The following is a 26,722-nucleotide window of genomic DNA, read 5'->3' as shown; positions in this document are numbered from 1 at the left end:
TAATAGGATAAGCATCCTATTTATAAGTACTTCCCGCACGCACATACATTCGCAGCCATAAACACAAGGTTATTGACCGAGGGCCAGCCCATCACCGCGTATGTCGGCGTAGAGTAGTTTCCTACCATTATTGAGAAATGAGGCTACGCTTGCCACGCCTGTTCGCCCAGGGTACCTAATTACTTGGTGTGGTTCTGTTAAGCCCGCTACTTCGTAACCCTCCTCAATGATTAATGACTTTCTATCCCACAGGAACCTGGGCGCGTCGATTGCCTCCACGGGGGGGCTTAACCCGTAATCAACAATGTTCGTTATAAATAAAGTGTGTTGCTGTGGTCTGAAGTGGGCCCCAGAGGTTCCAAGTGCGTACTTTGGTTCTCCATCCTTAGTGATTACTACAGTACTTAGTGTGTGAAGCGGCCTCTTCCTTGGCATTAATGCGTTCGGACCATCCATTGAGAAGTCCGAGGCCCTATTATTGAGCGTGATTCCATACCTAGGCTCGGTAACTAATGAACCAAAGTGCTGGTATAGGCTTTGGATGGCACTTACAATATTACCCTCCCTATCCACGACAACGAAGTATGTGGTATCGCCGGAACCACTTAATTGCTTACTAACCCTGGACTTATACGTGGACACCAGGAATTCCGGGTCAAGGAGTTTGTTGATTGGTACGTCAACGAATCTCGGGTCGCCGATGTACGAGTCCCTAAGCTCATAGGCAATCCTATAAATGCCCAGGTAAGTCTCAATCCTACTACGTGACCACGCATTGGCACTAACATTCAACTCCTCCAGGAGCTTTAATATCATCAACGTGGTTATGCCCTGGGTATTGGGTGGTGACTCGTAGATTGTCAAGCCCTTATAATCAATGCTCAGTGGATCACGCCATTCAGGTTCGTACTCAGTCAAATCATTCATTTCCATAACACCGCCAACGGACTGCACGTAATTCACGATAGCCTCGCCAACCTCCCCTCTGTAAAGTATGTCGGTCCGTGCTCCATTATTAATTCGAAGGTCTTAACCAACGGCTCAATCCTAATCAAATCCCAGGGCCTGGCATTTATTGGGTATACTGACTTGAAGTCATTATCATTAACAATGTCACTCCTAAGTGATTCTATGGCCTTAACGAAACTTGGACTTGCTGGGAAACCCTTCCTCGCAGTCTCAACAATAGGTCTTACTAAGGATTTCCACTCGCTGGTTCCAAATCGCCTCCACATCGCATGAAGCCCCCCCGCCAATAACCCGGGAACCACAGGCGATAGCGGACCCCTTATTGGTACCGCATTCAACCCCCCCCTTTGCATTAATAACTCCCTACTCAGTCTCCGCGGTGCCCACCCACTCGCATTTAGGAAGTAAACCCTCCCCCCCTCCCTGGCCATGTAAATCATTGCGAAGAAGTCACCACCAAGGCCGCCCAGGTGTGGTTGCGTAAGGGCCAGCGCAAGTGATGTTGTTATTGCGGCATCAACGGCATTACCACCTAGGTTAAGAACATCAAGACCCAACCTACTGGCCACGGGGGGGTGTTCCGAGGCGACGCCACCCAATTCCGTAATCCAGGGAGGCTTAACACCACTGACTATTGGCAAGGGCACGTGGTAATGCGTCACCTGGAAATTTTATAGTATTGCGCAGAAGGATAGTTAATGCATCAAAAAGAATCATTTAAATTACTGATAATAAAATTAATACTGCATCAGTGATAATTAGCATGCTGACTAACTTATCATGGAACTATGTTGGAAAGCTTCATAATGATTTCCTAAACAACTTAAAATCCATAAATACATTGGTATTCTTACTTAATAGACAACGCATTAAATTAAGAATCGCATTATCCACCCTCGACCTAATCCTAAATTTATTGGGCTCCGTTAACCCTGACTTCATGCCCCCCCATGGTGAGGAGTACGCCTTAATTACTAAAGATACCGTGGAATCACTCATGAGGGATTATGACGTTAATAAGTACGTGACTATAGAGAGTATGAAGGGGCATGGCCGTACATACATAGTAACCATTAAGGCAAGCCCGACATTGATCATTGAGTTAATGATCACGTGCAATAATGATTGTGAGTACTACGTTGATGATAGGGTAAGCATAGCAAGGAGTAATGCGGATACGTACTTTCAATTAATACTAAAGGCGTCAACGATAATGAGTAAGGTATTCGAGACCGACATGCCAAGGATATTGCTTACCCATAACCCGACCATTTACGGGAAGATAATACCCATTAATAGAAACGAGGTAATCGCATTGTCGATCTGGGACCTACTTAGGTTAAATGACGTTATCTCTAGGGGGGAGACCTCACGTTAAACGATATAAGTAATGTAGTTGATACCCTCGTTCACGAATTCCTCCATTACATACTTGATAGGAAGTACCTCGTTTCATCAACGTTTATAAAGATGATGAAGAGAATACCAAGCGTTATCGATGATGGCGTTATTCACGAATTAATAGCGTGGACATTAACACCCCACGTGAGCAGATACGTGGCTGAGTGCATCAAGTATGGAAGTGCGGGTGAGTTGGGTGGCACTGAATTAGCGATTCAATACCCCCCCATCAGAAGGAGACATGCATTGGCCGCTAGGAAGATAATTAATGAGTTATTAATGAGGTTCAATGGCGATTGTGGCTAATGGAAAAACTAATTAAGTCGTAGTAGTTCTGGAGACTATATGGGCAAACGTGTTGTAATAGTCGGTGGCGGCGCCGCCGGCGCATCGGCAGCAGCTAGGGCTAGGAGGCTAGACCCGGAGGCAGAGATAGTGATGCTTGATAAGGGCCTATTCATAAGCCATGCACCCTGTGGAATACCTTATTACATAGGTGGTGTGGTTAAGGAGGCTCAGGACCTAGCGATATATACCCCCCCGGAGGAGTTCGCTAAGGAGAGAAGAATAACCGTTAAAATAAACGCTGAGGTATTTGATGTGGACACTAAGAACCAGGTCGTGTATGCCAGGGAGGGTAATGAAACGGTTAAGTATCAATGGGACGTACTCATAATAGCCACCGGCGCAAAACCAATAACACTTCCTGTGGAGGGCCACGACCTAAATGGCATATTGACACTCAGGCTTCCACATGAAGCGCCAAAATTAAGGGAGGAAGTAGAGAAGGCGAGTACCGTTGCCGTGGTTGGTGGTGGCTACATAGGCCTTGAGGTTGCCGAGCGCTTAGGAACCTCGGTAAGAGGGTGCTCCTATTTGAGATGATGCCTCACGTATTACCAACGACATTTGATGAGGACATGGCTAAGCTAATACATGATGAACTCATTAAGAATGGTGTTGAGCTACACCTTAATGAGAAGGTTGTTGGCTTCAGGGGGGGTGTTAATGGCCACGTGAATAAGGTCATTACGGAGAAGGGCGAGTACAATATTGATAAGGTGGTTATGGGTGTTGGCGTTAGGCCGGACGTGGATCTCGCAGTTAAGGCTGGCGCGAGGCTCGGCGAGACTGGGGGGGCTGTCTGGGTTAATGAGTACATGGAGACTTCTGTGCCGAATGTTTATGCGGCTGGTGACGTGGCTGAGACCTGGAGCTTAATCACTGGGAAGAGGATGTACGTTGCATTGGCACCGCCGGCTAATAAGATGGGGGCAGGTGGCTGGTGCGAATGCAGTCAAGGGCAGGTTCCTAAAATTCCCAGGTGTGTTAGGTACTGCCGTGACTAAGGTGTTCAGTCTCTACGTGGCTAGGACCGGGCTCACGGAGAGGCAGGCAAGGGAGGAGGGGGGTTCAAGCCTGTGTCTACCACGATTAAGGCCAGAACCACGGCTCATTACTACCCAGGTGGTGTCCAAGTTAATATTAAGATGACCATTGACGAATCAAGCGGTAGGGTTCTCGGAGTTCAGGTAATAGGCCCTGACAAAATAATTGCTGGTTATATCGACGTGGCAGCCGCATTGATAGGGAAGGGCGCCACCATTGATGACTTCTTCTTCGCTGATCTATCATATTCACCACCAACAGCGCCAATTTGGCACCCGCTAATCACAGCAGCCAGGGTATTATCCAAAGGCAAGTATTAATTCGATAGTGTGGTCAAATTGAACGTATCATTAAATTAATTTATCGCATTATTCCTTTTCCTCCCTACGTAAATTCTTAATGACATTTGAAAGGAATGTTATTTCCGAGGGTACATCTGCCTGTACTAATTCTGTGTCATCCCTAGGGCACCTAAAATCATACTCGTAAGCCTCATCGAGCGTGTAGCCTCTGAAACATGTTGGGCATATATAAAGCGTGGTTGTGCCTAGCGCATTTATCCTATGCATTAGCTTTGATGAAACATTGTTAATATGTTGCACGAGGAATTTCCTGATGAAGTCCCTATTGATGAACCACTTATACTCATACCTATACTGATCTGTGGATTCGCGAATGAGACCTACGAGACCAGCCTTATGCATTACATGCAGTATCCTCCTAATCTCCGTGGCACTTATGCCTAATATTAGGGCGAGGGTTTCATCAGGTACTGCCTCGCCCTTCTCAATCAACGTTCTCAGGATCTTAACGGCTAATTCACCCATATCTTCATTATCATACTCAAAGGCTATCTTCCTCCTTGCGTATTCAAGAAATAAAGACGTCTCTAGATCCTCGACCATTAATGGGTGATTAATCTATTGGGTTAAAATCCTTACTATTGCCATGTTTCCTGTCAATGATTAAGGGCTCTAACCTAGCCCTTATTGCGTTCCTAAGGTCGTTAATGCCAATACCTGCCTTCGCCGATATTATCACATAATCCGGGAATTCACTTTTCACAAGACCTATTTTATCATTAATACCGACGTTATTCATTAAATCAATCTTATTGAGGACAGGCAGTATCCTAGACCTGGGTATCCCTAAGTCATTAAATATCTTTATGGAGCTCATGATTTTCCTCGAGAATTCCTGGTAATCATCGCTTATATCCACCATGAATAGAACAAGATCTGCATTGAGCACCTCGGCAATGGTTGCGTAGAAGGATTCAATGAGTAATGGTGGTAAGTCATCAATGAAGCCTATGGTATCGGTCAATATCGCTTTTAACCCATTGAAATCAACAAGCCTTGAGTATGTGTCCAGTGTCGCGAAGGGCTTACCATCAACGTACTTACTCTCCCCCCCGGCCAACCTATTGAAGAGCGTGGTTTTACCGGCCGACGTATAACCCGTGAGCGCGACCTGCGGAAGCCCGTAATCCCTCCTCTTAGTTACGAGCATCTCCCTCCTCCTCCTAATGGCACTTAACTCCCTCCTGATGTGGGCTATCCTCCTCATCATGTACCTATAGTAAGCCTCTATTGCGTACTCACCACCGCCGTAGAAGCCTATCTGCTCACCCATCTTGGCGAGCCTAATGAACTCCCTAACCCTTGGAATCTCGAGCCTGAGTCTCGTCAATTCAATCTGGAGCTTAGCTCCTTACTACCAGCCCTCCTCTCAAAAATTTCAAGGATCAGCAGTATCCTATCCATGACCTTAACCTTTAATCTACGTTCAAGGTTAACGTACTGTATCGGGTTTAATTGATGATACGTAATCACCACGTCAGGCCCAAGGGACCTAACGAGCGACTCAACCTCACCCAACTTACCAATGCCTAGGTAATAACGCGTGTCAGGCCTCCTCCTCTGTATGATCGTGTCAAGAACCTCATAACCGCCAGCCTCACTGAGCAATTGAAATTCCCTGATTCTATTTTCTCCAACGTTATCGGCAACAAGCAATAATGCCTTAGCCCTATTATTACCCACTATGCATTTTTGTATCTCACTCGTTATTTAAAACTATTGCCACAATATGTAGGCAGATCACTTACCCTTGCTCTTCTCGCGGAGAGTCACCACATCACCTAACGTTAATGACTTACTAACAGGTCTCTGGGTCTCCGTGCCAACATCCTCGGACTCCCTAAGTAAGCTAATACCGAGCGCCTTCTCGAGCTTCCTGGCAAGCTCAATATCCGGTATTAACTGACCATCCTCAATCCTCCTCAATATACTCTCCTTAACACCAATGACCTTAGCCAGCACGTCCCTACTCATGCCAAGGCTCTCCCTAGCCTCCCTAATGAGCTCGGCATAGTTTTCAACGACCTCATACCTATCGGCATTAACCCTAGGCTTACTGACCCTATACGTAACCCCCCCCTCCTGGATTCACGTTTGGCAACAACCATTGATTGCTGCGTCGTCTGGACTTGCGATGGGCCCCCCCTAATTACCTTAACACCCTTAACGCTGGTGTACTTACGGGCACATTTTTGGCATAACGTTAGTACTGCACCATCAATCTCCACAATGACGGGTTCACCCTCAATTGGTGCACCGCAGACGTCGCATGTCAGGACCATACCATTCACCTGACTAGTATTGGTAATTCTCCTTTAAAAACATATTGGGAAAAGATTAAATATTTCATGCCTAAATTCATCAACGTGTCGGTTAGGATTTATAGAATAGTTGGGCGTATGAGGGTTGGAATGCAGTGGCAAAGGTTTTCCCTGGAGTTGCTGGCTACAAAGCCGAGCGAGGCCGTGGAGATTGCATATAGCGAGTTAGGGAGTAGGCATAAGCTGAAGAGGAGTATGATAAAGATTGAGGAGGTTAAGGAGATAAATAAGGATGAGATCAAACACACAGAGATACTGCAATTATTATCCATGGAGTCACTGGTTAGGTGGTGATGCTATTAATGTCCCAGCAACCACAGCGAATAGTGATAACAAGGGAGGACATTGAAAGGCTTGTGGAGGAGAGGAATTCCCTGGCCGCACTACTTGATGTTGTTAGGCAAAACCTAGCGCTAGTTGCCCAGTCATTAAATGAGTTAAGGAGCGCCAAGGACATGCTGACGCTATTAAGTAAGGGCTTGGTTCAGGACACATATGCAGGAGTTGGTGGAGGAGTCTTCATTAGAGCCTCACCAACCCAAGGTGAGAAGGTCCTTGTGAGTGTTGGCGCTAATTTCGTTATTGAAATGGATGTGTCATATGCCATAAATTATATTGACGAGAGGATTAAGGAGTTTGAGGAACTGAAGTCAAAACTGGATACCCAGTCGGCGGATATCGCGAAGAGGATAACGGATATTGATAACTTCCTCCTCTACATAAGCACGGCCATTAGGCAGCAGCAACAACCTGGACAGTAAGGTGACGTTTAAATGTTTGATAAATTGAAGAATGCGTTTAAAACATTCACAAACACGTTAGTTAATTCAATAACAACGACGGAGTTAAGCGAGGATAAGCTTAATGAAATTCGTGATGAATTATTCATGCAATTGGTGGAGTCCGACGTTGCCGTTGACGTTGCCGACGCAATATGCGACGCAATAATTAATTACCTGAGAGACCTAAGGGTGCCTAGGTTTGGTGATAAGGAATCAATAATTAAAAATGGAGTACTCGATGTGATGAACAAACTATTTAGTGATGTACCTGATGTGGACTTCATGAGCGAGGTCACTAAGATGCTTCAGGAAAAGAAACCCGTCGTCCTCCTATTCCTGGGCCCCAATGGTTATGGTAAAACAACAACTATTGCTAAAATAACGCATCAACTAATGAAGAGAGGCTACACGGCCGTTTGGGCCGCGGCTGATACCTATAGAGCCGGCGCTATTGAGCAGTTGGAGGGTCATGCAACGAGGCTTGGTGTTAGGGTTATAAAGCATGGCTATGGTTCCGACCCAGCCGCTGTTGCCTACGATGCGATAAGCCACGCCAGGAATAGGGGGGGTATTGACTACGTAATGATAGACACAGCCGGTAGAATGCACACAGACACTAACCTAATGAATGAGCTAAGTAAGGTGCAGAGGGTTAGTAGACCTGACATATCCATATTCATCGCAGATGCATTGCTGGGCAATGAGGCACTGGACATTGCCAAGTACTATAGTAAGTACGTGAGGATTGACGGCTTGGTAGTCACTAAGGTTGATGCGTACCCGAAAGGTGGTGCCATACTGACCTTCCTTCACGAGCTCAAGAGACCCATTTATTTCCTGGGTGTTGGGCAGGGGGGGTATGATGACTTAAGACCATTTAATAAGTTGGATTTTTTTAAGCAATTGGTATTGTGATGAATGATTAGAAAATTTTATAATCACTGATTAGCCATAAACCGTAATGAGCAATGAAGGCTTGAGTAAGAGGATAATGAATTGGTTAAGCACACTGGCGTGGATATTCAAGGTGGCTAAGAAGCGACTAAGGATAATTACATGATAATCCTTAAGTTGGGTTCATTAATAGTCGCAATACTCGGTGTTTATTCATTCCTATTCAGTGTGGCTCAGCAGTACTTGACGAGCAGCGCCAACTTTAGTCTGCCATACCCGCTCAACCTAATTGTTGTGCTTACAATAATTATTATACTAGCCGTGATGCTCATACTTGTTATACTGAGCACAAGGGGGGGTCTCGGCCGCAGGTAAGGCCTAAAGGCAATCCATTATTGGGCAAGTTTTATTAACTCATTAGGTTAGGGAGGAGGCAATGAGTAGTGCTGAGCAGGCAATGAGTTGTAGGGTTTATGCCCTCAGGGCTGTGGGTAATCAGGAGTATAATGTGGCCTTCATGCTTAAGTCCAGGGCTGAGCATAAGGGGCTGGATAAGGTTAAGATAACAGCAATAGTTGTTCTGCCCTCCTTAAAGGGTTTTGTGTTTGTGGAGGGTTCGATGCCCTATGAAATTCAAGACTTGGCCACGGGTATTAAGCACTATAGGGGGCATGGTTAGGGGGTGTTATGAATGTTGATGAAGTAGTAAGTAGCCTGGCTAAGCCCGTGGAGATTAATGTTGGTGATGTTGTTGAAATAATCGTCGAACCATTTAGAGGATATAGAGGCAAGGTGGTGGATATTGATAGGCAGAGGGGTCAGGTTTACCTGGAATTACTTGATTCATCTAGTACGATGCCCATTATCGTGAATATTAAGGGTGTTAGGAAAATTGAAAGTAAGTAATAATAGCAAAAACGTTAAATACCTACATTAGGCAGGTCCTACGATATGGCAAAGAGAGTTGTCAAGATAGCGGTCGCGCCAGGTAAGGCGGGTGGACCTGCAGTTCAGCAATTGAGTCAGTATGGCATCGATGTTGGTAAGGTCACTGAGGAGATCAATAAAAAGACGAAAATACTGGCCAATTACGGCATTAACAATGTATTCGTAGAGGTAGAGGTAGACGAAGACACGAAGAACTTTGAGGTAAAGCCTGAGCTACCACCTATCGCTGACCTTATAATGAAGGCCATTGGCAAGGACACAGGTAGTCATCAAGCAGTTAAGGAGTTGATTGGGGGGGACATAAGCATTGAGAAGCTTGCTGAGATAGCCTACATAAAGTGGGAGGAGTTAAGGAGTAGGAACTTCAGGAATGCCCTTAAGCAGGTAATAAGCGCCTGCAGGAGTATCGGCGTTACAATCAACGGTAAGGACCCGAAGCAAGTACTGAAGGAGCTGGACGCGGGTTCCTATGATAATGTGATAACTAAGTACGAAGAGCTATTAAAGCAGGAGGGCAGGTTATAAACTAGGGAATTAATCAAAACACAGCATTAGTAGGGAAAAATGCTTTAATAAGGGGGTTTCTCCACAATGCGCGATTATGAGCCTAAACCTTGACGCAATAACTAAGGCTGTCATGGAGGCCAAGGCAAAGGCGAAGAGGAGGAGGTTTAAGCAGACATACGAGTTAATAATTAGGTTCAAGGACTTCGACGTTAAGAACCAAGCCAATAGATTCAACATAACCATTACACTGCCGCATCCATTGCAGGGTAAGGAACCGAGGGTCTGCGTGATGGCTACGGGCGCATGGTACTCGCGGCCAAGGAGGCCAAGGCAGACGCAATACTCACCAGGGAGGACATTGAGAAACTATCCGGTAATAAGAAGGAGATCAGGAAACTGGCCAATTCCTATGACTACTTCGTAGCCACACCAGACCTGATGGTGCTCATTGGTAGGGTAATGGGTCAAATACTGGGTCCCAGGAACAAGATGCCTGAGGTTGTCCAGCCAAACGCGGACATCAAGGCCGTTATTGATAGGCTAAAGAGAAGCGTTAGGGTTAGGGTTAAGGACCAACCGCAGGTCATGTGTAAGGTAGGTACCGAGGACATGGATCCAAAGCAGGTTGCCGAGAACATAGCGGCGGTGCTTGACGAAATACTCAAGAGGGTTAGGCCTGAACAATTAAGAAACGTAATAATAAAACTAACCATGAGCTCGCCTGTAAGCGTGAACCCGTTTATATCACGATAATTAAAATTCATGAGCAAGTTCAAACTCGGTTTCCTGTGCTCACAGAGGTGTCATGTAGTTATCATACTATTGAATTATATTGTTATGTCTTTATTAGGCAAATTGATCCTTCCCATCTAACTCCCTTTTGTGAGTACCTGGTTGAATACCATTATTTTTAAATGCAGGAAAAGGGTTGCAAAGATTGTGAGGAACAACTTCAAGAAAATCATCGCTCTTGAGGAACACTTTTCCGTTCCAGATAAAATTACTAGAAAATACAAAATGGTACCTCCTCCCGCATTTAGCTATGCTCAAGATCCTGATATTAAGAGGAGACTATTAGATATCGAGACCCTTAGGATTAATGAAATGAATGAAGCAGGGGTAGACCTACAAGTACTCTCTCTAGTGGCTCCGGGAAAAGAACAACTAGATATTGAAGAAGCCGTGGCCTTTTCAAGAGAAGTTAACGACTACGTCGCAGATATAATAATGAAACATCCTGAAAGGTTTGCAGCCTTTGCCACGCTCCCAATCGCCGATCCGGAAAAGGCGGTTGACGAACTTGAAAGGACAGTAAAGCAATACATTTTAAAGGCGCTATGATAAGTGGTAACTATAAGGGTAGGTATCTTGACGATCCATTTTTTGAACCCTTGTTACAAGGAGCCGAGGATCTTGGGGGGGTTCCCATATATTTACATCCAAATGTGCCTCCTACCCCCCGTCTTTGAAGCTTACTATGAAAATGGACTGAGGAAGGAGGTTGCGATGGTTTTTCCACAGCAGGCTTTGGTTGGCACATCGACACAGCCGTTCATGTACTGCGGATGATTCTTGCCGGAGTTTTTGATAGGCATCCTAAACTCCAGGTCATAATAGGCCACCTAGGAGAGGGAGTTTCATTTTTTATGGAGAGACTCGATAGAGTGCTTCCTCCGAGACTAACAGGACTTGAAAAACCCATTAGCGCTTATCTTAAGGAGAATGTAAGCTACACGATAAGCGGGTTTAACTTTATTCCCGCGTTCCTTGACCTTTATATGCACGTTGGGGCGGAAAGGATAATGTTTTCTACGGATTACCCATACTCATCTATGAAGGAGGCTGTCCAATTCCTTCACCAACTACCAATAAGCGATAAGGATAAAGAAAAGATAGCGCATGAAAACGCCGAGAGACTTCTGCGTTTCTGAGCATTAGTCGTACTTGCACCAACCCTAAGGTAAACAGTACCATTAAGTAATGGAAGTATTACATTCAATACCGTTGGTGGGAAACACTACCACTTATGAACTAATAAAATTGATTGAGTGATCATGAGCATCAAAAGCATGGGTTCTGTTGTTAAGCGACTCATTGGCCTAATCCTCCAATTGTCGGTACCTGTTGGTGTTACGGCTATGGTTATCGAACTCAACGTGTTAATTACGTGGTTAATAGTAGGTATCTACATAAACCCTCGGTATGAATACGTCAGGTTATTAGCAATGCTACCATTTAACTGGCCTTGATAATACCACAACGATGTTAAGTCAATGGGCTTAGCCTAACCCGTAAGAACCAGTAGTTCTAATTTACATATTTATGGATATTATGGGGGGGATTAAGTAAAGCCAACCAAGCTAAATAACCCATAGAGTCGAAACATTAATGTAACCAATTGTGTTAATCCATTATTGGTGACCCAGGTTGAGTAAATCAAAAATAACCAACCTCCTCCCTACCCTGAAGGGCAAGGAACCGTCAACTAATGCCCACTTACGTATGTTGCATTATTAAGCTACCTATTGAAAGAAAAATTAATTAAGTGCATCATTTGAGCGGTTCTTGCCAGTATGGCTTCACAACCAGTGTTTAAGCGTACATACGTTAGGACGAAGCCCTATCCGGAAAAGAAGGTTAGGATTGTTAATGAATTGAAGGATTTATTTAGCAAGTATGAAACTGCATTCATCGTCGATATTCATGAAACATCCAACAGGGTTCTCCAGGAGTATAGGTTCTGGCTCAGGAGGAGGGGTGCCTGGGTAATTAAGGCGAAGAACACCCTTGTGCTAATAGCACTTAGGCAGTTAATGGGTAGTGTAAGTGAGGATGTTGAGAAGTTATTCACTGGTGAGAACCTCCTCATATTCTCGAATGAGAACCCATTCGAACTAGCCAGGTGGATTTGGAGCACAGGAGTTAGGAGGGAGGCGATGCCTGGCGATGTAGCGCCATTTGACTTAGTGGCACCCGCCGGTAATACGAACATGGGCCCAGGTCCAATAATGAGTAAGTTTGGTAAGTTGAAGATACCGATCAAGGTTCAGGACGGTAAGATATGGATTGTTAAGGACACGGTGGTCGTTAAGAAGGGTGATAAGATCAATGAAGATGCTGCCGAGATCCTGAAGAAATTGAATATAAAGCCCATATTCGAGACCCTTAAGATAAAGGCGGCAATACTGAAGGGTAAGTATGTAATAGCCGCTGATAACCTTAGGTTGGATATTGGTGCGTATAGGTCAATGGTCGAGGATGCCGTTAGGTATGCATTTAACCTGGCCGTCAACACGGCATACCCAACACCAGAGGTACTTAGGGTATCCATTGCCAAGGCCCACATGGAGGCACTGAACCTAGCCGTTAACGCTAGGTACGTAACTCCGGAGACTGCGCAGTATATACTAGCTAAGGCCGTATCAGAGGCAAACGCGCTTGCCTCAGTAATAGCGCCAAAGGCCCCCCCGAGCTTGGGCTTCAGGTCCCTCAGCAGCCACAACAAGTAAGGAGCGAGACTAAGGCAGAGGAAAGGAAGTCGGAGGAAAAGAAGGAAGAGACGACCGAGGAGAAGAAGGAGGGCCCAAGTGATGAAGAGATTGCGGCCGGATTCTCCAGCCTGTTTGGTTCATAAAATACAATATTCGTTATTTATATTTCACTACTTCCCCCCCATATATAATATAATTATCACACAATTTATTAAGTAGTACGTCTTAAGTTTATTTATGGTGCGGACAATTGAGGTAATGAATAATGTATATCAAATAGACCTAGAGCCAGGTGGATTTAGTAACCTAGTCTCAGTGTATGCAATAAACACAGGCAGAGGTGTAATAGTTTTCGAGGGAGGACCTGCGGTATCCAGTAACGACCTGAGGAATGCATTAATGAGGTTAGGCAATGTTACCCATGTATTTATTACGCACGTACACATTGATCATTACGGCGGCACCGGTGCATTAGCGGGGGGGCTTAACCCAAATATCGAGGTTTACGTTCATCCAAGGGGGGTTCAAAGGTCCTACCAAATCCAGACATTATTTGGGTGCCTGCTAGGGAGGCCATGGGCTGGCTCGGTGAATTATACGGTAGGCCGCTTGAGATACCAGGTAGGAATACTAGGGAGACTAAGGACGGTGATAGGATGACCATCGGTGACGTTACCGTGGAGGTGATACACACGCCGGGTCACGCGAGCCATCACCAATCCTTCATTGTTGAGCCCTGGGACATACTCATTGTCGGAGACGCGGCGGGCATCTATGTTAAGGACCTCGACTACATAATACCAACCACGATGGAGCCCCTTAGGTTTGACTTGTATGTTGATAGTGTCAAGAAGTTGGTAGCTAGGAATCCAAGGTACATAGCCTATACGCATCACCTGCTCGTTCCCAACGCCACCGACCTATTGAATAGGCACCTCAGGCAATTGGATGCTTGGGGGTAGGGCCGCTGAGGAGGCTGTTAGGGAGGGTTGAGTGTTAGTGACCTTGAGAGGATTCTCGTGGAGAGGGATCAAGACCTTAGGAGGGTTTATGATAGGCTTAGGAACATGAGCTCATTATCACCTGTTTGGAATGGCCGTTGATGGCCTGTATAAGTACTTCCGAGACCTTGAGACAAAGCGTAAATAGTGATTTTTAATTGCGACAGGAACAAAATATAAAAATAATCCCATTTTTATTTATCGTTAAGTTATGGAAGAATTGAGGACGAGGTTATTCGACAGGATGAAGTTTTACAGGAAGCAATGCCCATACTGCAAGCACCACTACTGGACGCTGAATAAGGACCAGGAATCCTGCGGTGACCAACCCTGCACACCATACCTATTCATAGGCAATCCACCCGGCAAATTCAGACCTGAGTCCATTAGGGATGTTAGGGAAAGATTCCTAAACTTCTTCGAGAGGCATGGCCATGTTAGGATTAAGAGGTATCCAGTGGTTGCGCGTTGGAGGTCCGATGTTTACTTAGTTGGCGCCTCAATTTATGACTTCCAGCATGGGTCACCGAGGGCATTGTACCACCACCAGCAAATCCACTGACTCTTTCCCAACCCAGCATTAGGTTTACGGATATTGATAAGGTCGGCCGTAGCGGTAGGCACTTAACGGGCTTTGAGATGATGGCACACCACGCCTTTAATTATCCCGATAAGTACATTTACTGGATTGACGAGACTGTTGAGTACGCGCATGAGTTCTTCACGAAGGAACTCGGCCTCAGGGACGACGAAATCACGTATAAGGAGAATATTTGGGAGGGCGGCGGTAATGCGGGTGAGTGCCTCGAGGTTCTCGTGGGTGGTTTAGAAATAGCTACGCTCGTTTTTATGCATTATAGGACTGTCAATGGTAAGTACGTGGAGATGCCCATGAAGATCGTGGACACGGGCTATGGACTCGAGAGAATCTACTGGTTACTCACGGGTAAACCCACCGTTTATGATGCTGTCTTTGGACCATTCATTGAGAAGCTAAGGAGTAGGCTAGGTCTTCCAAAGCCAAGCGATGAAATGCTAATGCACATGGCAACCTACTTTGGGCAGCTTGACCCTGAGGTTACGAGCATTGAGAAGGCCTATGAATACATATCGAGCAAGGTCGGCATGGATGTCAATGAGGTTAGGAACGTACTTAAGGCCCAGGAGACACTGTATATGCTTAGTGACCATGGTAGGACGCTATCCTGGATGATGACCGATGGCGTAATACCGAGCAACTCCGGTGTTGGTTACCTGGGTAGGCTATTGCTGAGGAGGATGCTTAGGAGCATGTACGTTGCAGGTATTGAAATGCCGCTTACAGAGATTATGAACATGGAGCTTGAGTTCCTAAGGGATGATTACCCAGAGGTTTATGAGGAGAGGCAAACAATACTTGAATTAATCGACCTCGAAGAGAGGAAGTTTAAGGAACTACTTAGGCAGGCGCCAGGCATTATTGATAGGGTCGTTAGGGATAGGGAGAGGAGGACCGGCAAGAGGGAGCTCACGGTTGATGACTTAATGATGCTTTATGACTCACAGGGACTACCGCCAGAGATTGTGCGTGACGTCGCATCATCAAAGCTTGGACTAAGTGTCTCAGTACCTGACGACTTCTACTCAAGGCTAGCCGCCAGGTATCAGAGACAGGTCGGTGAGGAGAAGCCTAAGGTTGATGTGAACCCAGTGGAGGTTCAGGACCTACCACAGACCAGGGAATTATTCTATGAGAATATGAGGCTATTTCAATTCAACGCCAAGTCCTTAGGGTCATTAGGGTAGTACGTGGTTCTAGACCAAACCGCGTTTTACCCAGAGGGTGGTGGGCAGGTGGCTGACCACGGCATTATTAAGCATGGCAGGGGTGAGGCGAGGGTTGTCGATGTTCAGAGGGTTGGCCCAGTGATCGTGCATGTTATTGAGGGTGAGCCGCCAATGGAGGGCGAGACTGTGGAGGGCATTGTGGATTCTACCCGTAGGCTCGACCTAATGAGAATGCACACCGCGACCCACATACTGCTCCAGAGCATTAGGCGCGTCCTTGGTAGGCATGTTTGGCAGGCAGGTGCGGAGAAGAACGTGCCCTTCAGTAGGCTTGATGTGACGCATTATAAGTTACCCAGTAGGATGAGGTCAAGAAGATTGAGGAGTTGGCAAACCAAATGGTTGTTGCCAACTACCCAGTGATCATTAGGTGGCTGGGCAGGACCGAGGCTGAGTCGAAGTTCGGCGTCTACATATACCAGGGAGGCGCGGTGCCGGGGGGCTAGGCTGAGGATTGTCCAGGTGGGCCCTGACGATAGCCCATATGATGTGGAGGCGTGTGGTGGCATGCACGTGAGCAGTACCGGTGAGATTGGGTTGATTAAGATTGTTAAGGTTGAGAAGATTCAGGAGGGTGTTGTCAGATTCATATTCACCACGGGCAGGCACGCACTCAACTACGCAGAGTCCCTTGAGGACTCCATCAATGAAGTATCTGAATTAATTGGTAGTGGTAGGGAGGACGTGGTTAAGGGCATTAAGGAGTTGCTTAGCGATGTGAATAAGATGGAGGGTAGGATAAAGGCGTTAACCAGGAAGGCCATTAGGGGCGATATTGCCGAGGCCATGGATAGGGAAACTACGATAAACGGTGTTGGCTTTACGTACATGGAGTATGAGAATGAGGATAGGAATTACATACAGGAGTTTGCCAAGGAGTATTTAAGCGCTAGGCCCAACACCGTGTTGTTGATAGTGAATAGGGTTGGTAATGGAACCGAGTACATGGTTTACCTAAGTCCTGAAACCGCCAAGCGCGTGGGCATTAGGGAATTAATGGCGAGACTTAACGTAAGCGTTAATGGTAAGGGTGGTGGGTCAACGACCTATGGGCAGGGATTCACCCAGGCAAACCGCCGATAGATACCTTCATAAGTACTGTTAAGGCATTCCTAAGTTCTATAGGCTCCTCCTAACCGTCCTCCCAATCTCATCCCTAAAGCACCAAACACCCTCACCAATATCCAGTAAAACAATGCCTAACCTACTGACCAATTTATCACTTAGTAATACCTCATCAGCACGGTCACTAACTGCTACGTGCGCCGTGATACCACCCACTTCCCTATCATTCTCAAGGACCCAGACCTGAACCGCATTGGGTATTAGTATTAACCTAGTCACCGTTCCGTCAGCTAGCACGTAATTCCTAACCTCGGAACCACTGGGTAACTTGGGCAGTAGGTTTAGGTCCTCGGCAACGCCCCTGGGTATTAACACCTCCGGCTCCTGGGTCTCATAGCCCGTGGTCACCAAAGCCTTTGTTACCGTGGTCCTACCCATCATTGATGATAACTTGATCCGTAATCGAATAGCCATTATAATTAATATTTAATTTAAATTATTAATGTCTTTCTTAATGAACCTACGGAAGGTTAGTAAGGTTTTTAACTTATCCTAAACAATGATAGGGGGGGATTATGTCAAGTACCGCGAGCATAAACAGGATATTATTAATAGCCGTAATAGTACTCGCAGCGGCACTTGTCGCGGTTTTAGTTTACTTCCTTGCGCCTAAACCACCACTAATGGCAAAACCACTAATAAATGTAGGAACAAACTCGACTCAAAACCAGACCTCTCCCAAAACAAACTCAACATCTCAATCTTCATCATCAACAACCCAAACTGTATCGTTTGCTGAGGCATTTGAGAGAGGTGTTGAGAATTGGCTTGGTCTTATATGCATTTATAATAAGTATGGCGGAAATACTACATTAAATACCGTGAATAGCATATACATAATTGCATATAACTATCTGTATTATTATGAACAGACGAATAATATTACATACTTATTAATGTATCCAATAGCCCAATATCAGTACCTGGCAAATAAATATCCGAGTTGCGCCGTGAATGAGAGCGATCAGTACCTGGCAAATGTAGTAATGGGTGCGTTAAGTAATATTAATACAATGGCTTATACACTTAATGTACCAGGTAATTTACTTGGAACCCCCCCATTATTCATCGTCCTTAATAAGGCAAATAATATAACCTATGTACTTGCCGGCGCGTCACCCCCCCTTGTTTTCTACGCCATTAATTATAGTAAGTTAGGTAATATAACTACGTTTACGTATCAAGGCCAGGAGCTTGGTTATGGATTTAGGGCCAATTCAACCCAGGTTTCCTTTATTAGAGAACTGGCTTCAAGTGGTCTTGGTATTGGCAACCCGAGTGCGAATATAACCGTTATTGAGTTCCTAGACCCAGAATGCCCGTACTGTGCAATATTCCAGTTGGAGTATGGCGGGTATCTGGACAAACTCATAAGCAGTGGTTCCATATATTACGTAATCCAGTACTTCCCAACCCACGTACTCGGCTACGGATGCTCATCACAAACAATAGCACAAATGTTAGGACCATACTGTGGTTAACGCTCCTTAAGATGAAAATTGCTTAAATATAGCTGCTGTGTTAAGGCTTCGTGGGTATAAACCCAAGGGAAGTAAAGAGAATGCTTAAACGATTTGGTATACAAGACTTAAATCTAGAGGAGGTGAATAACGTAACTAAGGTGGTTATTTATCTTGGCGATGGCTCAACCATCGAGATTAATAAGCCCATGGTTGCCAGAATGAAAATACAGGGACTATCAATATATCAAGTGCAGGCCAGTGACTCGGATATTAAGGTCGTTAAGCCGCAACCAACGATGCAGCAGCCGAGAACATCACTAATAATACAACAACCCCAACAAGCCACCGTGCAAAGGCCCCCCCACAGCAGTATGAACCGAGTGAGGACGATATTAGACTCGTCATGGAGGAGACCGGCTGTACAAGGAGGAGGCGATCAAGGCATTAAGGGAGGCGAATGGTGACATTGCGGAGGCCATAGTTAGGATACAGAGCAATCAAAGGAGGAGCTCAACATGACTGCACTCCCCCCCGCTGGGGAGTTAGGATTAAAATGTCGTGGGAGACACGAACCTAATGAACAAATACAGAAAATTGCTTTTCAGGCTTGCCCTAATAATACTCATACTTATAGTTCTCAGTGAAATAACGCTGATCGCAGTCAACTCGCAAAACCTGGCCGGTTATGAGGAACCGATTTTCGCAGGTGTGAATTCCACATCAAATTATTTACTCCTGATATTGATGGCGAGGAACGCGTTCGTTAAAGTCTCAATGGTGATAATGAACCCCCCCTCAAACACGTCAATAGCCATATATCTACCCAATGAAACCACGATAATTCTAAACCCTGGTGATTCCATGGAATTAACGAACCTATTTCCACCAAGTACTTACTTCGCATATTCATGTGCGGACTACCTTACTGTGTTAGGCGTTAATGGATCAGTAACGATTGGTTATACATACATAAGCGGTAAAACAAACCCGGTGGTCATACGCTACGTATACATCCCGGCTTATGTGCATGGTGTGCAAGACATTATTAAGGGCTTATCATGCATACGTGGTTATTACGTTATTATATCGACGGTCAATGGTAAACCAGCCGCATTCATAGTGGATGTTAAGTACGTGGTGATGGTGGTATGAGCATTGAGGAAGCCAGGGCTAAGTTAATGGCATTAAGGGATGCGTTGATACATATTGACGGCATAAATAATGTCCTGGACGCATTACCAAGGCTCTTGCTCGAAACTTTATTGATCATAGGTATTGTATTCGGTATTTACATCCTGTTTTCCCTCTGGTACTTGGTCACGATGCCCGTTAGATTGGGGGGGTTCCTCTCGTCAGTTGGCGGCTTGCTATTGATGGCATTGCTCATCGCACTGCCCGCCAATGCTTATTTAAGTATCGAGAGGTTAAGCAAGGTCGCAGATCACTATGCCGATTGGCCTGAGTTAATTAATCGAGGCATTTCGGGGATCCTTGAGGTCCTATCATCGCTTGACTTCACGGATATTGAGTATAGGATAAATAGGGCGAGGGCTGGTTACATATTACTCATGGTGGTTAAGCTATTGGCCCTTGCATACTACTCCTCATAATTGCATTGTTCATTACGTCCTGGATTACGGTATTCCTCGGTTATGCGGAGGCACCCACGTGGCTCTTCATGACGATTGCCGTGGTCATCACTATCACCATTACATTGGCCCTTGAGTGGGATAGCTTGGTTAATGACGTCAAGAAGCTATGGTCTGGGCGGGTTAATTATTGAGCTTAGGTGGCTTTATCATGAACTCCAGGGAATTCAGGCCTGACCTATACGTATTGGCGCGGATCATCGAGGCCTTGGTCAATAATGGGCCTATGAAGAGGACTAGGTTGGCTACGGCCTGTGGTTTATCGTATGATAAGTTGGAGAGGTACCTTAATTGGATGATTGGGAAGAACCTTGTTCTCGTTGATGGTGATGGCTTCGTTAGGCTTACGAGGGATGGTGAGAGGACGTATGAGGAGTTGGTCCTGTGGATTAAGAGGTATGTTGGTTCGTTGAGGATTGGCAGGATTTAATGGGCGTAGTGTTTAAATACCCATGCTTCCCCCAGTAATTCGACGTTGCTATGCCACTCAGGCCCGCGCGTTGTTATAGGAGGTTGAAGAGGCCATACACGAGGACTGAGTACATAGCTGGCGCCCCATATGTTCAAATACCTAGGTTTGAGCTTGGTAATACGAAGCCCAGGGAGAGGGCTAGGTTTGATTATGTGGTTGAGCTTGTGGCTGAGGAGACCGGCCAGATAAGGCTAATGCCCTCGAGGCTGCTAGGCAAATGGCGTATAAGTACCTGTCTAAGTACGTTAATGACCCCAACTTCTACCTAAAGATAAATGTCTACCCATTCCATGTGATTAGGGAAAATAAGATGCTAGCCATGGCCGGTGCGGACCGTCTGCAGCAGGGCATGAGGTTATCATTTGGCGTACCCTCAGGTAGGGCTGCGAGGATACTTAAGCCAGGCACAGTGATAATGCACCTTGAGGTTGAGAATAAGAACCTGGCACATGCTAAGGAAGCCCTTAGGAGGGCTGCATCCAAGTTACCTCTTCCAACGAGGATTGTTATCTTCCCCAAGCGATCTCAGCAGGTTAAGGCCGCTACTCAGTCATAGGTCCTGAAGCACAAGGGTTATAAGGCACTGTTTTTTGGAGACTTTGGAGTAGGTGGATTGCTAATATGAGTAGTGGCTTAGATGCTAGGCAGTTGTATAAAGACCGTATTGAGGCCGTCACGGAGATATGGAGTAAGATAATGAGGAATGAGGTAAGTACAAGGAATCAACTCGAGGAGTTAGTATATATTATTTATAAACAGAAGGGCGTCGAGCCTTCAGGGGGCTTTAGTAAGGTTAGGATTTACGATAAGGAAATAGCCACGGTATACATAGTTGGTAAGTACGGCCTAGGCCTACTTGATGGCGAGCTCGCCAATGCGCTCAAGAACATCTTTGATGTGGAAATTGCATGTGACGAGGCGTATAACTTCCTTAAGAATAAAAACTTTCAACTAGGTGATAATAACGATACTGAACAGTTTAGGAAAATGGTTGATAATGAGGTGTTGGGGCCTAAGACCGAGGAGAGAGGATTTAGGTTATTGAGGTATGTATTCACTGGTACAATAATGAGGTTTCCAGACTTCCCTGAGGAGAACTTCGTGGGCACATATAAAGCATTAAGCACAGCCTTTCCAGACCTGGCAGATAGATTCATGAGGTATGTGAGGTTTTATGTAGCCTTTAGAGTGGCTGAGGACATCGCGCTTGGTAATATTAAGAAGATTGAGGAGAAGAAGATCATGAAATACACACACTGCCTTAGGCTTAACCTGACTAAATGCGTACCTCATGATAAGTTGATTAGGGAGATAGCCCTCAGGGTGTATAAGGTGCCTAGGAAAGTCCTTGATAGGCTATTTCCAAATGAGGATCAGAGGTCATTCATACCAAAGGCTCAGTAGAATACTCTTTAAAATCAAATAATCAATTCCTTATTCCCTAACAACCTTAAAAATAGAACTCCAAATACCACCCTGTTCAACGACCCTCTCACTCATTATCCTAAACCCATACTTAGCAAGTATTTTCCGGACCAGGGACTTCCTAACAGTTATAAATACGGCACTCGAACCATCCCTAAGAACTCCCCCCCTAAGTGCTCTTAACAATGAGTCATAGAAGCTTGTTACTCCCTTGAGGGGCTCGATTCGAATCCCAAATGGAGGATTGAAAATTGCATGTGCACACACATTATCTCTGATGGCTGGTCTTGTCGAGTCCATAACCACGAAATCAACTAGATAATCTACACCAGCCTCCCGCGCATTCATCAATGCCCCCCCACTGACGTAGCCATAATCAATATCGATACACAGAAAACTCACGTCTCTCCTCAATAAAGCACCCTCAATAACTATCGTACCACTACCACAGGTTATGTCGCAAACCCTCGATGATGGGGGGGCTGGACTCAATACCCTAAACATTGCATTAGCCAGTATGGGGGGGTTTAATGCTGCTGGATGATTAAACCTCCTGTACGGCCTATTCCTAAGTGGCTTACGGGTTATTGATATACCAAGCACGCACTTGTCCTGGTCGATAATAAGTCTTAATGTTAGGTCAGCATTATCAAGGTTGAAGAGGGGTTTAATGCCCATGGACGCCAGGAACTCGGAAATCCTCTCACCAAGTAATGCCGCTGCATCTGGGCTCCTGAATTCATGATCTCCAGACCTATCGGCCATTATACCAATTGTGGTGTTTGGAGTGTAATAATTAAGTAACTCGTCAAGTCTTAGTTTCCAAATACAATCCCTTAAACTCCCTACGTCTTTACCAACATTTCCTATGTCGAGGACCATTACCACGTGCTCCACGGTGCCTAGCGTCTTTAGCTCGTTAATGGTCACACCACTTATGTTTACCAGTACCTTACCAGTCACATTGGATGAACCAAAAATCTCCACTGCAGCAACCCTATCCCTAAATAATTCCTTGACTTCATTAATTACGATATCCTCAATCCCAGGTACCGTCGTTAGGAGTATTATCATTACATGGAAATGTAGTGAGGTAATTGAATTAAAAGGCCTTTCGTGATTCATATCACGTGTATTATTGTCGGGCTTATGGTTATTATTCTAAGCGTCATTAATAATTGTATTATTCCTGAGATCATAAGTGCTATAAACACGGGCGTTGACGCCATATAGAGCATCAGCTTCACGGCCACAGCAACGTACTTAACCAGGTGATACTTCGCGTAATACTGTAGTTGTAGTTTAATGCCCATTAACAATTGATAAATGGTGATAACGGTGAACAGGGATAACTCTATGGATATTAAATTGCAGACTATTGGGTTCATGTTCGATAACACGTTAAAGAGTAGATAACCAACTATGGAACCAATTACTAGGGATACTAAGTACTTAGGCACTGAGTAATTACTAAGCTTAAGTACGAGCATTGCATAATTAATTAATTCATGAGCACCTAACTTACTTTCGCCATAAACCCTATTCCTGAAGGTATACGGTACCTCGACAATCCTGAATGAATCACCATACTTCACGTGAAATAGCGTCAATAACTCTAGAATCAACTTATAACCCGCTGAATCACTAAGCAAGTTAATCACACCCCCCTTAGTCTCTCCGCATTTACGGCGAAGAACCCACTAATTGGATCCTTAATGCTGCGGGCCCAGGGCATTAGTAACCTGGCCATGTACGTAGCCCCCCCCTTACTAATGGCGAGCCTCTTAAATGACCAACCAACAATACCACCACCCCCCCTAACATACCTACTGGCTATTGCCAAGTCCACACCATCCCTAAGCACGGCATTAACAAGGTTTGGAACCACATCAGGTGGATGCTGCAGGTCGGCATCCATAACAACAATAGACCTAGCACCCTTCTCTAGGCATGCTCTCATGCCAACCTTAATTGCACTGCCCAGGCCGAGCCTAACACCCCCCCTCTCGATTAGTTCAGCCCTTTTCGTTGCTTTAGCGAATTCCGCTACAACGTCTTGAGTACCATCAGTGCTACCGTCATCCACAACCACCACGAACCAGTCATAATCAACTAGGTAATTCCTTAGCATTGGCAGTAGTATTCTCAGGTTATCGGCCTCGTTTATTGTCGGCAATACAATACACGTTTCCACGTAATGCAAGATAGGGCTAAGGAAATAAGTATTACTTTGATGGAGAGAGGCTGACCGAGAATGCTTAACGTTAGGCCCTAAATAAAATATGTATTAGTTAGTTTAATAATCGATTCGTTCAGTCACAATAATAATGCGGGTATTAGCAGCCGTACTAAGAGAATTCAATAAGCCCTTCAGTATTGAGGAGTATGATATTGGTGAACCTGGACCTAATGACGTCGTGGTGAGAGTAAGGGCTGAGGGTATTTGTGGTCGTGACCTGGTTATTTGGAGGGGGGGTGGTTTCAGGAATTTGAAGCCTCCGTTGATCCTTGGTCATGAAATATTTGGTGAACTTAATGGGAAGGCTGTTGGTGTGTTTGGGGCAATTACTGACGGCACATGTCCATACTGTAGGGCTGGTAAGGATAACCTGTGCTTAAACCTTCAATTCTTTGGCGAAAACAGACCTGGTGGTTACGCAGAGGCTGTAATAGCGCCGAGAAACAGCGTATTCGAGTTGCCGGACAGTGACCACGTTAAGTACGCCGCAGCAGTATGTCCATTGGCAACGGCAATTCACGCAAGTAAGCTGGGCAATGTTGGACCGGGCACCAGGGTTCTCGTCACAGGAAGCGGGGGGGGCGGTGTTGGCGTGCACACTATTCAGTACCTTAAGAGTCTTGGTGCGTACGTGATATCGGTAACGTCGCCCAGTAAGGCTGATTTTGTGGCTAGGTACTCGGATGAGGTCGTTACTGATAGGGAGTTTTCGAGGAAGGTTAGGGATGTTGATGTTGTTTTGGAGATTGTGGGTGCGGCCACCATAAACGAGAGTCTCAGGGCGTTAAGGCGTGAGGGTACGTTGGTGCTGATAGGCAATACTGAGGGCGAGGAGGTTAGGTTGGCGAGGCCTGCACTTACGGTAATGAGGGAGCATAGGATAGTTGGTTCGGCTGCGTATACGAGGAGGGAGGTTCTTGAGGCTGTTGATCTTCTTCATAGAGGTGTTGTTAAGCCTATTTACAGGGTTTATAGCTTTAAGGATGTTAATAAGGCATATGATGACTTGATTAACCAGAGGGTTTTGGGTAGGGCTGTTTTGGTGTTTTAATGGGTAAAATTAATTAGTTATTAATCCTAGTTCTTCCCGTGGTTTTGAGGAGGTCCCAATTATTTGTTCCTGGTAATAATGAGCGCATGATTAGGAAGGCAGCCCTTGAGTTGAAGCCTGATTCTGTGATTATTGACCTTGAGGATGCGGTGCCTATTGATGGTAAGGAAGCGGCACGTAAGTTAATAAGGGAATTACTTCCACAACTTGATTGGGTGGTAAGGAGGTTTGTGTCAGGGTTAATGACCCAAAGACACCCTTCTTCTATGCGGACATTGATACCGTGTATAAGATCGATGTGGTTAAGTGCATCGTGATTCCAAAGGCTGAGTTTGACTTAAGCTTCGTATATAAGGCCACGTAGGGAGATAGAGCCGCTTATAGAGACGGCTAGGGGTTTGCTTAGGGTCGAGGATGTCGTTAGGAGTGAGGGCGTTACCGCCGTGTCTTATGGGGCAGCCGACTTCGCACTCTCGGTTGGTGGTGTAGTGAAGACTTATGAACAAAACCAGGTCCTTAAGACAATCATTGTTTCAGCAGCGAGGGCCTATGGTGTTGACCCGATCGATAAGGTGTTCTTTGATATTAAGGATATTGAGGGCTTTAGGAGGGAGTGTGTTGAGGCTAAGTCCATGGGTTTCATTGGAAAGCAGGTCATTCACCCGAGCCAGGTACCCGTGGCCAACGAAGTCTTCTCACCAAGTGAGGAGGAGGTCAATTGGGCTAGGAGGGTTGTTGAGACCTATGAAAGGGCGGTTAAGGAGGGCCGTGGGGCAATAAGCCTTGAGGGTCAGTTGGTTGATTATGTGCATTATAAATTGGCTAAGAGGATCCTTGATTACGTGAATCAGAGTTAGCAAATGCCTGCTCGAGCTCCGTGAAGAAGCGCTCAATGGCTAAAACCCGTGGGTCGCCCTCACTGAGCCTTATTATCCTTATCCTACCAAACCTCTTCTCCTCGCTATGCCAAGTCTCTTAAGAGCCTCTATGTGGTACTCAATTACCTTATAATTAACGCCCAACTCCCTGGAGAGCTTGGTTATGTTCACCTCCTTATACTTAATCAACGCCTTAAGCACCCTAACTCTAATCCTTGATGAGAATAGGCTCTCTACGAAATCGACACTCACGTACCCAACTCACCCTTAATTATTTTTTCCAACTCTTCCTCTAATGTGGCTAGGGGCTCTGATGGTATTGAAATTAGCGTTGTCCTACCCCCCCTCATACCCTTACTAGACGTCCTAGTCTCAACAAAGCCCTTTGTATTCAAGTCCCTAAGGTACTCCCATAACTGCGTGTGCTTCCTGGGTTCCTCACCATACTGCTCACAGAGCATTTGATACTCATCCTCAGCAGTCCCAAAGTATGTAGGGCGAGTTCGGATTCTTCATTAAACTCCTAAC

35 protein-coding genes and 7 pseudogenes are annotated in these 26,722 nt (G+C 45.6%); 31 read left to right on the top strand and 11 right to left on the bottom strand.

What is annotated here, in order from left to right; genetic code table 11:
- Positions 1 to 69: 69 nt before the first annotated feature.
- Positions 70 to 1,538 (bottom strand): annotated as a pseudogene (locus JCM11216_RS09740) (gamma-glutamyltransferase family protein).
- A 194-nt stretch (positions 1,539 to 1,732) separates the two neighbouring features.
- Between JCM11216_RS09740 and JCM11216_RS09735 the strand changes: the two are divergent.
- The 3 genes and pseudogenes from JCM11216_RS09735 (at position 1,733) to JCM11216_RS09725 (ending at position 4,079) form a co-directional block, all read left to right on the top strand.
- Entirely contained in the window at positions 1,733 to 2,347 is a 615-nt protein-coding gene (locus JCM11216_RS09735; protein WP_243675962.1) for a hypothetical protein, read from the top strand.
- A 92-nt stretch (positions 2,348 to 2,439) separates the two neighbouring features.
- Entirely contained in the window at positions 2,440 to 2,676 is a 237-nt protein-coding gene (locus JCM11216_RS09730) for a hypothetical protein (RefSeq protein ID WP_054854082.1), read from the top strand.
- A gap of 39 nt (positions 2,677 to 2,715) precedes the next feature.
- A pseudogene (locus tag JCM11216_RS09725) lies at positions 2,716 to 4,079 on the top strand (FAD-dependent oxidoreductase).
- 48 nt (positions 4,080 to 4,127) lie between these two features.
- On the opposite strand, the gene JCM11216_RS09720 reads toward JCM11216_RS09725, so the two are convergent.
- The 4 genes and pseudogenes from JCM11216_RS09720 to JCM11216_RS09710 form a co-directional block, all read right to left on the bottom strand.
- Positions 4,128 to 4,664, bottom strand: a complete 537-nt coding sequence (locus JCM11216_RS09720) for a transcription factor TFIIE (protein WP_054854081.1) — start codon at positions 4,662 to 4,664, stop codon at positions 4,128 to 4,130.
- Positions 4,665 to 4,674: 10 nt separating this feature from the next.
- A complete protein-coding gene (locus JCM11216_RS09715) occupies positions 4,675 to 5,451 on the bottom strand; it encodes a GTPase (RefSeq protein ID WP_243675961.1) in 777 nt (258 codons plus the stop codon).
- On the bottom strand, positions 5,448 to 5,804 hold the full coding sequence (locus tag JCM11216_RS18750; RefSeq protein WP_243666797.1) for a hypothetical protein: 357 nt from the start codon (positions 5,802 to 5,804) through the stop codon (positions 5,448 to 5,450). The genes JCM11216_RS09715 and JCM11216_RS18750 overlap by 4 nt, the downstream gene beginning before the upstream one ends.
- A 57-nt stretch (positions 5,805 to 5,861) precedes the next feature.
- Positions 5,862 to 6,403 (bottom strand): annotated as a pseudogene (locus JCM11216_RS09710) (multiprotein bridging factor aMBF1).
- A gap of 84 nt (positions 6,404 to 6,487) precedes the next feature.
- Between JCM11216_RS09710 and rpl18a the strand changes: the two are divergent.
- The 16 genes and pseudogenes from rpl18a to alaS form a co-directional block, all read left to right on the top strand.
- Positions 6,488 to 6,736, top strand: coding sequence for a 50S ribosomal protein L18Ae (gene rpl18a, locus JCM11216_RS09705; protein ID WP_054854098.1), 249 nt, complete (start codon positions 6,488 to 6,490; stop codon positions 6,734 to 6,736).
- Positions 6,737 to 6,768: 32 nt separating this feature from the next.
- Complete coding sequence (gene pfdA / locus JCM11216_RS09700; protein ID WP_243675960.1) at positions 6,769 to 7,203, top strand: prefoldin subunit alpha; 435 nt, start codon at positions 6,769 to 6,771, stop codon at positions 7,201 to 7,203.
- Between the two features lie 12 nt (positions 7,204 to 7,215).
- The gene (gene ftsY / locus JCM11216_RS09695) at positions 7,216 to 8,139 is read left to right on the top strand and encodes a signal recognition particle-docking protein FtsY (RefSeq protein ID WP_054854080.1); all 924 of its coding nucleotides are present in this window, start codon (positions 7,216 to 7,218) and stop codon (positions 8,137 to 8,139) included.
- 141 nt (positions 8,140 to 8,280) lie between these two features.
- A complete protein-coding gene (locus JCM11216_RS09690; RefSeq protein WP_243675959.1) occupies positions 8,281 to 8,493 on the top strand; it encodes a hypothetical protein in 213 nt (70 codons plus the stop codon).
- 61 nt (positions 8,494 to 8,554) lie between these two features.
- The gene (locus JCM11216_RS18745; protein WP_243675958.1) at positions 8,555 to 8,797 is read left to right on the top strand and encodes a hypothetical protein; all 243 of its coding nucleotides are present in this window, start codon (positions 8,555 to 8,557) and stop codon (positions 8,795 to 8,797) included.
- A gap of 8 nt (positions 8,798 to 8,805) precedes the next feature.
- On the top strand, positions 8,806 to 9,024 hold the full coding sequence (locus JCM11216_RS18740; protein ID WP_243675957.1) for a hypothetical protein: 219 nt from the start codon (positions 8,806 to 8,808) through the stop codon (positions 9,022 to 9,024).
- Positions 9,025 to 9,069: 45 nt separating this feature from the next.
- On the top strand, positions 9,070 to 9,591 hold the full coding sequence (locus JCM11216_RS09680; RefSeq protein WP_054854079.1) for a hypothetical protein: 522 nt from the start codon (positions 9,070 to 9,072) through the stop codon (positions 9,589 to 9,591).
- Between the two features lie 76 nt (positions 9,592 to 9,667).
- Complete coding sequence (locus tag JCM11216_RS18735; RefSeq protein WP_243675956.1) at positions 9,668 to 9,997, top strand: hypothetical protein; 330 nt, start codon at positions 9,668 to 9,670, stop codon at positions 9,995 to 9,997.
- Entirely contained in the window at positions 9,913 to 10,326 is a 414-nt protein-coding gene (locus JCM11216_RS18730) for a hypothetical protein (RefSeq protein ID WP_243666812.1), read from the top strand. The genes JCM11216_RS18735 and JCM11216_RS18730 overlap by 85 nt, the downstream gene beginning before the upstream one ends.
- A gap of 186 nt (positions 10,327 to 10,512) precedes the next feature.
- Positions 10,513 to 10,914 carry an amidohydrolase family protein gene (locus JCM11216_RS09670; RefSeq protein WP_054854077.1) on the top strand — a complete coding sequence of 134 codons (402 nt, stop codon included), beginning with the start codon at positions 10,513 to 10,515 and terminating at the stop codon, positions 10,912 to 10,914.
- Between the two features lie 72 nt (positions 10,915 to 10,986).
- Positions 10,987 to 11,142: a hypothetical protein gene (locus tag JCM11216_RS09665; protein ID WP_243675955.1), complete on the top strand. Its 156-nt coding sequence runs from the start codon at positions 10,987 to 10,989 to the stop codon at positions 11,140 to 11,142.
- Positions 11,139 to 11,504, top strand: coding sequence for an amidohydrolase family protein (locus tag JCM11216_RS09660; protein WP_054854075.1), 366 nt, complete (start codon positions 11,139 to 11,141; stop codon positions 11,502 to 11,504). Before JCM11216_RS09665 ends, JCM11216_RS09660 begins: the two co-directional genes overlap by 4 nt.
- A gap of 123 nt (positions 11,505 to 11,627) precedes the next feature.
- Positions 11,628 to 11,822, top strand: a complete 195-nt coding sequence (locus JCM11216_RS09655; RefSeq protein ID WP_243675954.1) for a hypothetical protein — start codon at positions 11,628 to 11,630, stop codon at positions 11,820 to 11,822.
- 324 nt (positions 11,823 to 12,146) lie between these two features.
- Positions 12,147 to 13,082, top strand: a complete 936-nt coding sequence (locus tag JCM11216_RS09650; protein WP_243675953.1) for a 50S ribosomal protein L10 — start codon at positions 12,147 to 12,149, stop codon at positions 13,080 to 13,082.
- A gap of 240 nt (positions 13,083 to 13,322) precedes the next feature.
- Positions 13,323 to 14,026: pseudogene (locus JCM11216_RS09645) on the top strand (MBL fold metallo-hydrolase).
- Positions 14,027 to 14,276: 250 nt separating this feature from the next.
- Positions 14,277 to 16,603, top strand: a pseudogene (gene alaS / locus JCM11216_RS09640) (alanine--tRNA ligase); the annotation flags it as partial.
- Between the two features lie 408 nt (positions 16,604 to 17,011).
- Here the strand turns inward: alaS and JCM11216_RS09635 are convergent.
- Complete coding sequence (locus tag JCM11216_RS09635) at positions 17,012 to 17,431, bottom strand: hypothetical protein (RefSeq protein ID WP_054854073.1); 420 nt, start codon at positions 17,429 to 17,431, stop codon at positions 17,012 to 17,014.
- A gap of 101 nt (positions 17,432 to 17,532) precedes the next feature.
- Here JCM11216_RS09635 and JCM11216_RS09630 point away from each other — a divergent pair, with 101 nt between their 5' ends.
- From JCM11216_RS09630 to JCM11216_RS09600, 8 genes and pseudogenes are all read left to right on the top strand, one after another.
- A complete protein-coding gene (locus tag JCM11216_RS09630) occupies positions 17,533 to 18,498 on the top strand; it encodes a thioredoxin domain-containing protein (RefSeq protein WP_054854072.1) in 966 nt (321 codons plus the stop codon).
- A 50-nt stretch (positions 18,499 to 18,548) separates the two neighbouring features.
- Positions 18,549 to 18,944, top strand: coding sequence for a hypothetical protein (locus JCM11216_RS09625; protein ID WP_054854071.1), 396 nt, complete (start codon positions 18,549 to 18,551; stop codon positions 18,942 to 18,944).
- A gap of 112 nt (positions 18,945 to 19,056) precedes the next feature.
- Positions 19,057 to 19,632, top strand: a complete 576-nt coding sequence (locus JCM11216_RS09620) for a hypothetical protein (RefSeq protein WP_054854070.1) — start codon at positions 19,057 to 19,059, stop codon at positions 19,630 to 19,632.
- Entirely contained in the window at positions 19,629 to 20,090 is a 462-nt protein-coding gene (locus JCM11216_RS09615; protein ID WP_054854069.1) for a hypothetical protein, read from the top strand. Before JCM11216_RS09620 ends, JCM11216_RS09615 begins: the two co-directional genes overlap by 4 nt.
- A 5-nt stretch (positions 20,091 to 20,095) precedes the next feature.
- Complete coding sequence (locus JCM11216_RS18725; protein WP_243675952.1) at positions 20,096 to 20,263, top strand: hypothetical protein; 168 nt, start codon at positions 20,096 to 20,098, stop codon at positions 20,261 to 20,263.
- Between the two features lie 17 nt (positions 20,264 to 20,280).
- Positions 20,281 to 20,559 carry a winged helix-turn-helix domain-containing protein gene (locus JCM11216_RS09610; protein ID WP_243675951.1) on the top strand — a complete coding sequence of 93 codons (279 nt, stop codon included), beginning with the start codon at positions 20,281 to 20,283 and terminating at the stop codon, positions 20,557 to 20,559.
- 50 nt (positions 20,560 to 20,609) lie between these two features.
- Positions 20,610 to 21,157, top strand: a pseudogene (locus tag JCM11216_RS09605) (50S ribosomal protein L16).
- A gap of 65 nt (positions 21,158 to 21,222) precedes the next feature.
- A complete protein-coding gene (locus JCM11216_RS09600) occupies positions 21,223 to 22,005 on the top strand; it encodes a DUF2192 domain-containing protein (protein WP_054854068.1) in 783 nt (260 codons plus the stop codon).
- 30 nt (positions 22,006 to 22,035) lie between these two features.
- Here the strand turns inward: JCM11216_RS09600 and JCM11216_RS09595 are convergent, their stop codons facing one another.
- The 3 genes from JCM11216_RS09595 to JCM11216_RS18715 are packed head-to-tail and all read right to left on the bottom strand — an operon-like array spanning position 22,036 to position 24,220.
- Positions 22,036 to 23,100 (bottom strand): RNA methyltransferase, encoded by a 1,065-nt coding sequence (locus JCM11216_RS09595; RefSeq protein WP_054854067.1) that lies wholly within the window; start codon positions 23,098 to 23,100, stop codon positions 22,036 to 22,038.
- 47 nt (positions 23,101 to 23,147) lie between these two features.
- Positions 23,148 to 23,678 (bottom strand): hypothetical protein, encoded by a 531-nt coding sequence (locus JCM11216_RS18720; protein ID WP_243675950.1) that lies wholly within the window; start codon positions 23,676 to 23,678, stop codon positions 23,148 to 23,150.
- 5 nt (positions 23,679 to 23,683) lie between these two features.
- Positions 23,684 to 24,220 carry a glycosyltransferase gene (locus JCM11216_RS18715; protein WP_243675949.1) on the bottom strand — a complete coding sequence of 179 codons (537 nt, stop codon included), beginning with the start codon at positions 24,218 to 24,220 and terminating at the stop codon, positions 23,684 to 23,686.
- Between the two features lie 133 nt (positions 24,221 to 24,353).
- Between JCM11216_RS18715 and JCM11216_RS09585 the strand changes: the two genes are divergently transcribed.
- The 4 genes and pseudogenes from JCM11216_RS09585 to JCM11216_RS18700 all read left to right on the top strand — a co-directional run bounded on the left by JCM11216_RS09585 (position 24,354) and on the right by JCM11216_RS18700 (position 26,173).
- The gene (locus tag JCM11216_RS09585) at positions 24,354 to 25,316 is read left to right on the top strand and encodes an alcohol dehydrogenase catalytic domain-containing protein (RefSeq protein WP_054854066.1); all 963 of its coding nucleotides are present in this window, start codon (positions 24,354 to 24,356) and stop codon (positions 25,314 to 25,316) included.
- A gap of 86 nt (positions 25,317 to 25,402) precedes the next feature.
- Positions 25,403 to 25,474 (top strand): annotated as a pseudogene (locus tag JCM11216_RS18710) (hypothetical protein); the annotation flags it as partial.
- A 53-nt stretch (positions 25,475 to 25,527) separates the two neighbouring features.
- Positions 25,528 to 25,680 carry a hypothetical protein gene (locus JCM11216_RS18705; RefSeq protein ID WP_243675970.1) on the top strand — a complete coding sequence of 51 codons (153 nt, stop codon included), beginning with the start codon at positions 25,528 to 25,530 and terminating at the stop codon, positions 25,678 to 25,680.
- Between the two features lie 34 nt (positions 25,681 to 25,714).
- Entirely contained in the window at positions 25,715 to 26,173 is a 459-nt protein-coding gene (locus JCM11216_RS18700) for a CoA ester lyase (RefSeq protein ID WP_243675948.1), read from the top strand.
- A 78-nt stretch (positions 26,174 to 26,251) separates the two neighbouring features.
- On the opposite strand, the gene JCM11216_RS09575 is transcribed toward JCM11216_RS18700, so the two are convergent.
- Together JCM11216_RS09575 and JCM11216_RS18695 are read right to left on the bottom strand one after the other, a co-directional pair.
- Complete coding sequence (locus JCM11216_RS09575) at positions 26,252 to 26,446, bottom strand: ArsR family transcriptional regulator (protein WP_054854065.1); 195 nt, start codon at positions 26,444 to 26,446, stop codon at positions 26,252 to 26,254.
- Positions 26,443 to 26,655 carry a hypothetical protein gene (locus JCM11216_RS18695; RefSeq protein ID WP_243675947.1) on the bottom strand — a complete coding sequence of 71 codons (213 nt, stop codon included), beginning with the start codon at positions 26,653 to 26,655 and terminating at the stop codon, positions 26,443 to 26,445. Before JCM11216_RS18695 ends, JCM11216_RS09575 begins: the two co-directional genes overlap by 4 nt.
- Positions 26,656 to 26,722: the final 67 nt, after the last annotated feature.

It is taken from the genome of Vulcanisaeta distributa JCM 11216 (assembly GCF_001315985.1).
Classification (GTDB): Archaea; Thermoproteota; Thermoprotei; order Thermoproteales; family Thermocladiaceae; genus Vulcanisaeta; species Vulcanisaeta distributa_E.
The sequence above is the reverse complement of the archived record's forward strand: the minus strand, read 5'-3'. Positions and strand labels throughout refer to the sequence as shown.

Excerpts from the sequence above, each read along its gene's own strand:
- ftsY (WP_054854080.1), top strand. The coding sequence starts at position 7,216 with ATGTTTGATAAATTGAAGAATGCGTTTAAAACATTCACAAACACGTTA.
- JCM11216_RS18740 (WP_243675957.1), top strand. The coding sequence starts at position 8,806 with ATGAATGTTGATGAAGTAGTAAGTAGCCTGGCTAAGCCCGTGGAGATT.
- JCM11216_RS09620 (WP_054854070.1), top strand. The coding sequence starts at position 19,057 with ATGAACAAATACAGAAAATTGCTTTTCAGGCTTGCCCTAATAATACTC.
- JCM11216_RS09635 (WP_054854073.1), bottom strand. The coding sequence starts at position 17,431 with ATGGCTATTCGATTACGGATCAAGTTATCATCAATGATGGGTAGGACC.
- JCM11216_RS09735 (WP_243675962.1), top strand. The coding sequence starts at position 1,733 with ATGCTGACTAACTTATCATGGAACTATGTTGGAAAGCTTCATAATGAT.
- JCM11216_RS09595 (WP_054854067.1), bottom strand. The coding sequence starts at position 23,100 with ATGATAATACTCCTAACGACGGTACCTGGGATTGAGGATATCGTAATT.
- JCM11216_RS09690 (WP_243675959.1), top strand. The coding sequence starts at position 8,281 with ATGATAATCCTTAAGTTGGGTTCATTAATAGTCGCAATACTCGGTGTT.
- JCM11216_RS09585 (WP_054854066.1), top strand. The coding sequence starts at position 24,354 with ATGCGGGTATTAGCAGCCGTACTAAGAGAATTCAATAAGCCCTTCAGT.
- JCM11216_RS09615 (WP_054854069.1), top strand. The coding sequence starts at position 19,629 with ATGAGCATTGAGGAAGCCAGGGCTAAGTTAATGGCATTAAGGGATGCG.
- JCM11216_RS09610 (WP_243675951.1), top strand. The coding sequence starts at position 20,281 with ATGAACTCCAGGGAATTCAGGCCTGACCTATACGTATTGGCGCGGATC.
- JCM11216_RS09600 (WP_054854068.1), top strand. The coding sequence starts at position 21,223 with ATGAGTAGTGGCTTAGATGCTAGGCAGTTGTATAAAGACCGTATTGAG.
- JCM11216_RS09630 (WP_054854072.1), top strand. The coding sequence starts at position 17,533 with ATGTCAAGTACCGCGAGCATAAACAGGATATTATTAATAGCCGTAATA.
- JCM11216_RS18745 (WP_243675958.1), top strand. The coding sequence starts at position 8,555 with ATGAGTAGTGCTGAGCAGGCAATGAGTTGTAGGGTTTATGCCCTCAGG.
- JCM11216_RS09650 (WP_243675953.1), top strand. The coding sequence starts at position 12,147 with ATGGCTTCACAACCAGTGTTTAAGCGTACATACGTTAGGACGAAGCCC.
- JCM11216_RS18735 (WP_243675956.1), top strand. The coding sequence starts at position 9,668 with ATGAGCCTAAACCTTGACGCAATAACTAAGGCTGTCATGGAGGCCAAG.
- JCM11216_RS09730 (WP_054854082.1), top strand. The coding sequence starts at position 2,440 with ATGATGAAGAGAATACCAAGCGTTATCGATGATGGCGTTATTCACGAA.
- JCM11216_RS09660 (WP_054854075.1), top strand. The coding sequence starts at position 11,139 with ATGATTCTTGCCGGAGTTTTTGATAGGCATCCTAAACTCCAGGTCATA.
- JCM11216_RS09720 (WP_054854081.1), bottom strand. The coding sequence starts at position 4,664 with ATGGTCGAGGATCTAGAGACGTCTTTATTTCTTGAATACGCAAGGAGG.
- JCM11216_RS18695 (WP_243675947.1), bottom strand. The coding sequence starts at position 26,655 with ATGCTCTGTGAGCAGTATGGTGAGGAACCCAGGAAGCACACGCAGTTA.
- JCM11216_RS09680 (WP_054854079.1), top strand. The coding sequence starts at position 9,070 with ATGGCAAAGAGAGTTGTCAAGATAGCGGTCGCGCCAGGTAAGGCGGGT.
- JCM11216_RS09655 (WP_243675954.1), top strand. The coding sequence starts at position 11,628 with ATGAGCATCAAAAGCATGGGTTCTGTTGTTAAGCGACTCATTGGCCTA.